This window comes from Staphylococcus intermedius NCTC 11048, assembly GCF_002902385.1.
GTDB classification, from domain to species: Bacteria; Bacillota; Bacilli; order Staphylococcales; family Staphylococcaceae; genus Staphylococcus; species Staphylococcus intermedius.
The window spans coordinates 1-9,246 of sequence record NZ_PPQH01000059.1 but is presented as its reverse complement, the minus strand read 5'-3'; the positions used below and the strand labels follow the sequence as shown (position 1 = coordinate 9,246).

At 29.9% G+C, this 9,246-nt stretch carries 13 protein-coding genes; 9 read left to right on the top strand and 4 right to left on the bottom strand.

Going from position 1 to position 9,246, the window contains the following annotated elements:
• Window positions 1–106: 106 nt before the first annotated feature.
• From arsC to CD138_RS11685, 4 genes are read right to left on the bottom strand one after another with little or no spacing between them, the layout of a single operon-like run.
• Window positions 107–508, bottom strand: a complete 402-nt coding sequence (arsC, locus tag CD138_RS11700) for an arsenate reductase (thioredoxin) (RefSeq protein WP_019169160.1) — start codon at window positions 506–508, stop codon at window positions 107–109.
• A gap of 17 nt (window positions 509–525) precedes the next feature.
• Window positions 526–1,815 carry an arsenite efflux transporter membrane subunit ArsB gene (gene arsB, locus CD138_RS11695; protein ID WP_019169161.1) on the bottom strand — a complete coding sequence of 430 codons (1,290 nt, stop codon included), beginning with the start codon at window positions 1,813–1,815 and terminating at the stop codon, window positions 526–528.
• Window positions 1,815–2,129 carry an As(III)-sensing metalloregulatory transcriptional repressor ArsR gene (gene arsR, locus CD138_RS11690; RefSeq protein WP_019169162.1) on the bottom strand — a complete coding sequence of 105 codons (315 nt, stop codon included), beginning with the start codon at window positions 2,127–2,129 and terminating at the stop codon, window positions 1,815–1,817. The genes arsB and arsR overlap by 1 nt, the downstream gene beginning before the upstream one ends.
• A 60-nt stretch (window positions 2,130–2,189) precedes the next feature.
• On the bottom strand, window positions 2,190–2,789 hold the full coding sequence (locus CD138_RS11685) for a recombinase family protein (RefSeq protein WP_019169163.1): 600 nt from the start codon (window positions 2,787–2,789) through the stop codon (window positions 2,190–2,192).
• A 195-nt stretch (window positions 2,790–2,984) separates the two neighbouring features.
• On the opposite strand from CD138_RS11685, the gene CD138_RS11680 reads away from it, so the two are divergent.
• From CD138_RS11680 to CD138_RS11640, 9 genes are all read left to right on the top strand, one after another.
• The gene (locus CD138_RS11680) at window positions 2,985–3,185 is read left to right on the top strand and encodes a hypothetical protein (protein ID WP_019169164.1); all 201 of its coding nucleotides are present in this window, start codon (window positions 2,985–2,987) and stop codon (window positions 3,183–3,185) included.
• 32 nt (window positions 3,186–3,217) lie between these two features.
• Window positions 3,218–3,538 (top strand): ArsR/SmtB family transcription factor, encoded by a 321-nt coding sequence (locus CD138_RS11675; protein ID WP_019169165.1) that lies wholly within the window; start codon window positions 3,218–3,220, stop codon window positions 3,536–3,538.
• An 88-nt stretch (window positions 3,539–3,626) separates the two neighbouring features.
• Window positions 3,627–4,511, top strand: coding sequence for a permease (locus CD138_RS11670; RefSeq protein WP_103265989.1), 885 nt, complete (start codon window positions 3,627–3,629; stop codon window positions 4,509–4,511).
• A 19-nt stretch (window positions 4,512–4,530) separates the two neighbouring features.
• Entirely contained in the window at window positions 4,531–5,586 is a 1,056-nt protein-coding gene (locus CD138_RS11665) for a methyltransferase domain-containing protein (protein WP_019168758.1), read from the top strand.
• A gap of 24 nt (window positions 5,587–5,610) precedes the next feature.
• Window positions 5,611–5,754 (top strand): hypothetical protein, encoded by a 144-nt coding sequence (locus tag CD138_RS11660; RefSeq protein WP_009384753.1) that lies wholly within the window; start codon window positions 5,611–5,613, stop codon window positions 5,752–5,754.
• 69 nt (window positions 5,755–5,823) lie between these two features.
• Entirely contained in the window at window positions 5,824–7,263 is a 1,440-nt protein-coding gene (locus CD138_RS11655) for a TnsB C-terminal domain-containing protein (protein ID WP_026066869.1), read from the top strand.
• Window positions 7,256–8,092 (top strand): AAA family ATPase, encoded by an 837-nt coding sequence (locus CD138_RS11650; protein WP_019168760.1) that lies wholly within the window; start codon window positions 7,256–7,258, stop codon window positions 8,090–8,092. Before CD138_RS11655 ends, CD138_RS11650 begins: the two co-directional genes overlap by 8 nt.
• A gap of 19 nt (window positions 8,093–8,111) precedes the next feature.
• A complete protein-coding gene (locus tag CD138_RS11645) occupies window positions 8,112–8,672 on the top strand; it encodes a recombinase family protein (RefSeq protein ID WP_019168761.1) in 561 nt (186 codons plus the stop codon).
• 321 nt (window positions 8,673–8,993) lie between these two features.
• The coding region (locus CD138_RS11640; protein WP_103265990.1) for a YSIRK-type signal peptide-containing protein at window positions 8,994–9,246 on the top strand (253 nt) is incomplete at its 3' end.

Here is a 9,246-nt window from a genome sequence, read left to right as displayed (position 1 = left end):
TTTGAATATTTTTATACATATTATTGAAAAGCTTATAAAAAACAAACTACCGTTATATTTTTAATGTTATAACGATAGTTTGTCTACAGTCTGAGAAACGCTCGCATTAAGCGAGCGTTTCTTTGAATTCCACTATTTTTTTCCCAATTTCATCTCTAACACGTTGGAATTCTGACCACTCTTTACCTGCTGGATCATCAAAACCCCAGTGCTCTTTTTTGACGTTTGGTGGTAAGATAGGACAATTATCGTCTGCATCACTACATAACGTTACGACCAAATCTGATTGTTTTAAGATATCACAATTAATCAAGTCTGATGTATGGTTTGATATATCAATATCTACTTCTTTCATAGCTTCTATTGCTTTAGGATTAACACCATGTGTTTCAATACCAGCAGAATAGACATGCCAATCTTCACCTAATATTTCCTTTCCCCACCCTTCAGCCATTTGGCTACGACAAGAGTTTCCTGTACATATAAAATAAATTGTTTTTTTATCCATAATTAATTCCTCTTTTCTTAAAATATGATTAGTGTAAGGTATAAACCTAAGAGTGTTACAAATAGTACTGGTATAGTAATAATGATTCCAGTTTTAAAATATGTTCCCCATGAGATCTTTACGCCTTTTTGCGTTAAAACATGTAGCCATAACAATGTTGCTAAAGAACCAATCGGCGTAATTTTCGGTCCTAAATCTGAACCGATGACGTTCGCATAAACCATACCTTCTTTAATAGTTCCTACTACATTAGATTGTCCAATAGCAATAGCATCTATTAAAACTGTAGGCATATTATTCATAATTGATGATAAAAAGGCTGATATAAAGCCCATACCCATGATACTACTAAATAACCCATGACTTGAAATATTGGATAATACATCGCCTAAAATTGTTGTGATACCTACATTTTTTAATCCAAATACAACTAAGTACATACCAATAGAAAATAGAACGATATTCCACGGTGCGCCTTTAATCACTTGCTTTGTATGAACTGCTTTAGATTTACGAGCTAATAGTACAAAGATAAAAGCAATAATACCAGCAATGATTGATACAGGTATTTGAATAAACTCACTAACAAGATAACCCACAAGTAATATTGCTAATACAATCCATGAAATCTCAAATAATTTGGGATCTTTAATTACATCTTTAGGCGCCATAAGATTTTCTGTATCGAATGTTTTAGGTATAGATTTTCTGAAATATAACCATAAAACGAGGATACTAGCAATCAGAGAGAATATATTAGGAATAATCATGCGACTAAAATACTCAATAAATCCAATATCAAAGTAATCTGCAGATACAATATTAACTAGATTACTTACAATTAAGGGAAGTGATGTAGTATCTGCAATAAAACCACTGGCAATAATAAAGGGAAAAATCACTTTTTTATTAAACCCTAGATTCCTTACCATCGCTAATACAATGGGCGTTAAGATTAAAGCTGCACCATCATTTGCGAAAAATGCTGCTACAATTGCCCCAAGTAGCATGATAAAAACAAACATTTTTAAGCCATTACCGTTTGAGGCCTTGACCATATGTATCGCAGACCATTCAAAAAAACCAATTTCATCTAATATTAATGAAATAAGAATAACAGCTACAAAAGTTAAAGTTGCATTCCAAACAATACCGGTTACTTCTAATACATCAGAAAAACTTACGACCCCTGTAATAATAGCAATTACAGCTCCAATTAAAGCTGTAATACCAATATCTAAACCTTTCGGTTGCCATATCACAAAGATTAAAGTTAAAAGAAAAATCACAATTGCTAAAGTTGTCATTAACACTCACCTGACTTCATATTTTTACATGCACAGCGTTGGTCAAATGTGTTAATGATATCTAAGTTTTGATTAATATAATCTAAAAATTCATGATTAAGTTGATACATATGTTTATTACCATTTTTTCGTGTAGTAACTAACTCGTTATCTACTAGTGACTTCATATGATGGCTTAATGTAGGTTGTGAAAATTGAAAATGCTCTAGCAAATCACAAGCACATAACTCACCACAAGATAGTAAATCCAGTATTTCCAACCTACTTGGATCTGATAAAACTTTTAATATTGTTGATAGTTCTTTATAAGACATTAATATACCTCCTAGTCATTTAATAGATTACCATCTATATAGATTTATGTCTATATACTTTTATCTACTGTTTTTAATTCTATATATAGTTTGGCGTGTAATACCTACTTCTTTAGCTATAGTACTTATAGATTTACCTTGTTCAAGTAATTCAACAACTCGGTAATAAACCAAACGCTTTTGTGGGTCTTTAGCATTGGGAGAATACAAAACAGGTCTCCCTTTATATATCCCTTTTTCTTTGGCTACTTTAATACCTTGAGCTTGTCTACGTTTACTTTCATTTCTTTCTTGTTCTGAAATCATTGCTAAAATTTGAATTATTAAATCTTTCATAAACTTATCAAGCAGTGGATTTCCAATCACTTCATTCATCATAGGTAAACTCGTTATCATTAATTGAACTTCTTTATCTTTTAAATAATTAACTGTTTGAATTATTTCATCATAATTTCTTCCTAGTCTATCAATAGATTCGACAATCAAACGATCTCCCATTCTTAAAAAATTTAATACTTCTTGAAAAACAGGTCTGTTTTTTATAGATTTACCTGATTGTTTTTCTGTAAAAATTTTCTCAGAACCAAAAGAGTACAAATTTTCAATTTGCCTATCTAAATTTTGATCAATGGTCGAAACTCTTGCATATCCAACTATCATTTTTAACACCCTTTCTCATACACCCTAATCATACAAACAGAAACAGCATTTTACAAGGGGTTTTTATTGTCCGGTTAGGGTACACCCTAAATTACACAAATCATTATCTTGCAAAAGTTAAAATAATAATTTATAGTTAATACATCAAAAAAAGTTGATGTATTGTTTTAGTATTTTATAAAGGAGTTCTATTTTATGAGAGTAAATCATGCAAGTACACTATCCGTTGATTATTTTGTTAGTTATTTAAATTTAATTATGATATCAAGAGAAGTCACTTTAAAAGAAGCTATAATATATATGAAGAAAGAGTTTTTTAAAGGAGAGACTGATATGTATGGTAAAATAACAGAAACTCATTTTAATCTAGCAATACAAAAACTTAAACAAAAATAGAGATATTTAAATATAAGAGAGGTGATCTTTCAATGGAAGTTATTAAATCCAATCCTAACAGGACTGAGGAAGAACAATTAGATTTTTATGAACAGATGTTTAATGCACTTGCTGATAAAATTAGGCTTAAAATTTTGCATTCAATACGTCAAAGTGATACAAAATCTTTGTGTGTATGTGATTTGGAAGAATTATTAGAATTAAAACAATCTAAACTTTCTTATCATCTGAAAAAATTAGTAGATGCAAATATTCTTATTGCTGAAAAGCATGGTACATGGAACTATTATAAAATTAATGAGCAACAAATACAGGTAGTTTTAAATGAAGATACTTGTTGTAAGATACTATAAGTATCTTCTTTTAATATAATATTAATCAACTTTTTTTGATATATTAATCAAAAAAAGTTGATTAAACAAATTCGGAGGCGTTATACTGATGTTAGATTCAATTATAGAATTCATAAAAACATTTTTAATGTTGTTTTTTGAATTGTTAGTACTATTCATAATCGTGAGCTTTATTGTAAGTCTAATTCAACAAGTTGTTTCAGAAGAAAAAATTAAAAGACTTTTGAGTAAACCAAATCAAGCTATTAATTACATATTGGGAATGGTATTTGGTGCTATTACACCTTTTTGCTCTTGTTCGACGATCCCAATACTCGCAGGTTTATTAAATTCTAAAGTACCTTTTGGTCCAGCAATGAGTTTCTTGATTGCTTCACCATTAATGAATCCATTAATGCTGTTTATGCTATGGGCTTTATTAGGTTGGAAAGTTGCTGTTGTTTATTTTGTAGTACTAGCAATTTTTAGTATTTTAACAGGTTTAGTATTTTCAAAAATGAATTTAGCTGACAGTTATAAAGGAGTTAATGTTAAAGGAGACGGATTTTTTGCTAATAAAACAGGGTCTCGTTTTAAACAAGCATTAAACGATGCGTGGGCGTTTTTATACCCAATGTTACCTTATCTATTTATTGGTGTGTTTATTGGCGCCTTCATATATGGATTCATACCAGAAGAATTTATAGCTAAGTATGCAAGTGGCGATGGTTTTGTATCGGTCTTGATTGCTTCTGTTATCGGTATTCCTATGTACATCAGACCAGAAACAATGTTGCCTATAGCGGAAGCATTAGTATCAAAAGGTATGTCACTAGGAACAGTTGTGGCGTTGATCATTGGTGGCACTGGCGCAAGTATTCCAGAAGTTGTATTACTATCTAAGTTATTCAAGAAAAAATTTGTAATATCATTTGTTATCGCAATTTTAGTTGTAGCTATTGCTACCGGATTAATTGTTAATATGATTGTTTAAATTTAAGGGGGATAAATTAATGAATCAAGAAGCATCAGTAATCAGTAGATATGGAAATGCTGCAAAAAATCATGAAGAAAATTTATGTTGTCCAGTAGAGTATGATACTAAATACTTAAAAATAATACCTGATGAAATCATAGAAAAAGATTATGGTTGTGGCGATCCTTTAGACAAGATTAAAGAAGGAGATACCGTTTTGGATTTAGGTTCTGGCGGAGGTAAAGTTCCTTATATAGTTTCTCAGATTGTCGGTGAAACAGGTAAAGTTATTGGCGTAGATATGAATGATGATATGTTAAATCTTGCTAAAAAATATCAGAATCAAATGATTGAAAAAATTGGTTATGACAATGTAAGTTTTTATAAAGGAAAGATTCAAAATTTAAAATTAGATTTAGAAGTATTGGATAAATATTTACAAGAACACCCTGCTAGCGATTTAAATACTTATCAATCTATCAATCAATATATTAATTACTTAGAAAACGAAATGACTATGATAAAAGATAATAGCATAGACGTGGTTATATCTAACTGTGTTCTAAACTTAGTTTCAACTGAAGAAAAAGAGGCACTTTTCAAAGAAATTTATCGTGTTTTAAAAGATGGTGGAAAAGCTGTTATCTCAGATATTGTTTCTAACGTAGAAGTTCCAGAACAATTGAGACAAGACGAAGAATTATGGAGTGGTTGCTATTCAGGCGCTATTGAAGAAAAATCTTTTGTTGAAGCTTTCGAAAAGGTAGGATTTTATGGGGTGGAAATAGATAAACGCGAAAATACATGGACTACTATAGAAGATATTAACTTTAGAAGTATGACCGTTATAGCTCATAAAGGCAAAGAAGGTCCTTGTATTGATAAAGGACAATCTGTTATATACAAAGGACCATTTAAACACATTGAAGATGATGATAATCATATTTTTGAGCGTGGAGAAAGAGCCTTTGTATGTGAAAAAACATTTAATATATTACAGCAAAATCCATATAAAGATGTCTTTGAATTTATCAATGAAAATGAAGAAGCAATTGATTTAGAAGAATGTTGCGATACATCATGTGGTTGCTAAATAACAATTAAAGGAGGTGTTAAAATGGAAAAAAACGCATTTAAAAAAGCTATTTCTAAATTAAAACCTAAAGAACAAGCTTGTTGTTCCGTGGAGATTGAAGAAAATAAAGAGAGCAAAAAAGAGAATACAAATAAAGATCAACAGAATAATAAAGGGTGTTGTTAATGCCGTATCATTAACAATTAAATTAGGGAGCATAAAAGTATGCTTCCTTTTTTTAATGGAGGTGCTGAAATGATTAAAAATTTAGCTGACTTTACCGAAGAAGAACGTCAAAAAGCTATGGAAAGGTATTATATAATTGAACCTTATTTTAAAAAATTAAAATCAGTAAGAGCAGTTAGTGAATCAGCAAAAGTACCGAATCGCACACTTTATAATTGGATTAGTAGATACAAAAATGATGGATTAGCAGGTCTTATAGATAAAACGAGAAAAGACAGAAATCGTATAAAGATAGATGAAGATACTATCAGCTTTGTTCAGAATGAGTATTTTAGTAACAGAGGAATTTCTATAGCTTCTATACACCGTAAAACAAAACAGTGGTGTAACAATAAGGCACTCTCTGAACCTAGCTATTATCAAGTTTATAATATCATTAAGCGAATACCTGAAAATTTAAAAGCTTATTCAAATATGAATTCAAAAAAATATGCTGAAAAATACGATGGTATATACACACGTGAGTGCGAACGCCCTAATGAAATTTGGCAAGCCGACCATACCATGTTAGACATAGAAGTATTAAATGAAAAGAATGAAATTGAAAGACCTTGGTTAACAATCGTTTTAGATGATTATAGCAGAGCAATTGCAGGTTTTAGAATAGAGTTTGGAACACCAGATACCGAGAGAACAGCACTTGTTCTAAGACAAGCAATATGGAAAAAGGGAAATTCAAATTGGCCAATTTGTGGGATACCAGAAAAATTCTATACTGACCACGGCAAAGACTATACCTCAGAACATATGCAACAAGTGTCAGCTAATCTCAAAATCGAACTGATATATTCCAAAATAGGTATACCAAAAGGCAGAGGAAAAATAGAACGTTTTTTTCAAACAATTAATTTAATGTTTCTTGAGTTACTCCCTGGTTATACCAAAAATAAAAAATCAAGAAAACATCTTACTTTGGAAGACCTTAATAATAAGTTTGAACACTTTGTATTAAATGAGTATCATTATCGTCAACATGGAACAACAAAAGAAAAACCAATACAAAAATGGAATCAACCAGACTTTCTCCCCCAATTACCTGAATCGAGAGAATTATTAGATTTACTACTATTAACTACAACTAAACCTAGAAAAATACACAAAGATGGTATTTATTTTAAAGGATTAAGATATTTCTCCACTAATCTCATTGCTTATATAACTGAAGAAGTTTTTATAAGATATGATCCTCAAGATATTTCAGAAATTAGAGTCTATTTAAACAATCAATTTTTAAGTATTGCATATTGCAGTGATTTAGAAAACCAAAGTATAAGTATAAAAGAAATAGAAAGGCTAAGAGCAAATAAGAAAAGAGAATTAGGAAAAAGCATTACTCGGACACGTCACCTCGTTCAAAACCTCAATCACACTAAACCATCAAATGAAGAATCAATTAATAGCGCTAAACAAATTAAAAAGTCAAAACTAAAGAGGTATAAAAATGACTAATAAAATTTTTGTTGAAACGAAACAGTATCGTCGATTTGAAGAATTTTGTGATAATTGCGCTAAATATAAATACATGGGAGTTTGTTACGGAAATCCTGGTGTAGGTAAAACATTTTCTGCACAATATTATGCAAATTGGGACTATGTAAACCCAATCATTACTGAATTCCAAAAAGCTGATGATAAAGGAAGTAATGTACACGATGATCAATTTTTAAATTGTAAAACGATTTTTTATACAGCACCTCCAGTTAGACCTTCAAGAATTTATAAAGAACTATTAAACCTAGCTAGTGAATTAACATTAGGAAAAATTGGGTATCGATCATTGAAAAAGCAAGAGGAGTTTAATGGATTAGAAGAACTTGTTAGATTGCAACCAGATAATTATGAAATTGATTTAATTATTATTGATGAAGTTGATAGATTAAATTATAAAACATTGGAAATTGTTAGAGATATTTATGATCAGCTTGATATTGGTGTTGTATTAATCGGTATGCCAGGTATAGAAAAACGGTTATCAAGGTATCCTCAATTATATTCCCGTATTGGTTTCAGCCATCAATTTGAAAAATTAAGCAATGACGAATTAAAACATGTTTTAGAATATAGATGGGATGAGCTTTCCTTACCTTTAAGCTATGAGGATTTTGAAGATTATGAATCTATTAATACAGTAATAAAAATTACTAATGGTAATTTCAGATTAGTACAAAGACTCTTTTCTCAAATCATACGAATTATGGAGATTAACGAATTAAATAAAATAAATGTTGAAGTGATAGAAACTGCTCGAGATGGCTTATTAATAGGAGAAAACGAGTAATTTGAAAGGGGTGTGGCATATGAGAAAAATAGGATATGCGCGTGTACCTTATACTGATCAAAATTTAGATAACGAGATAACTCATTTATTAATCAATGGATGTGATTTAGTTTTTTCTGAAAAAGTAAATATTTATAGTAAAGAGCAAATAGAACTTAAAAGTTGCTTAGAAGAATTAAAAGAGAACGACATTTTAGTTATAACTGATTTGAAAGCTTTAGGCTTAACGCCTAAACAGTTTATAAACTTCCTAGACCACGAAATAATATCGAAAAACTTTCATTTAGAAGTACTTAATCTAAATATAAATACTCAAAATGACTATGGGCAATACTTTATTAAAGTATTCAATATGCTACTAGAATCCGAAAAAGTTCTAGTGCAAGAGAGAACATCAAATGGTTTAAATGCTGCTCGAGAAAAAGGTAGGAAAGGAGGACGACCTCAAAAAATTGAAAAAAGCCAAAAGCAATATATTAAACAACTATATGATAGTGATAAATATACAGGTGAAGAAATTGCTCAAATGACGGGATTAAGTAGGACTTCAATTTATAGAATAATTAGAGAAATATTATAAAACGAAGCAGGTAAACATTTATTGTCTACCTGCTTTGTGCCATTTAAAGAACAAAATTTATGCCATATAACTCCAAAACTGACACGTAGGTTTTAAGAGTTGTGGTAAAAGTATCTAAACTTTTTAAAAACTCATTTAATATTTCAGTCTCTAATTCTCTTGTATTTTTATCAAATATAATATGTTTTTTGGATTCCATTTTTCTTACCTCTTTTTAAATTTTCCTTCATTAAAACTAAAAAAATAGTTTAACAATTCCTATTATATTGTATAATTAAGAAAAAATAATAGTTAAAAGGGAGGAACGTAAGTTTGAAATACATGAAAAACAATAAATATTCCATAAGAAAATTCACTTATGGTGTAGCATCAATTTTGATAGGTAGTACATTAATTTTTGGAATGAGTAATGAAGCTCATGCTAAAAGTAACAGTTTAGTAAAAGAAGATACAACACCTGTAGAAGATAAAAATGAGATAAAAGAAGATACAACACCCGTAGAAGATAAAAATGAGGTAAAAGAAGATACAACACCCGTAGAAGATAAAAATGAGGTAAAAGAAGATACAACAC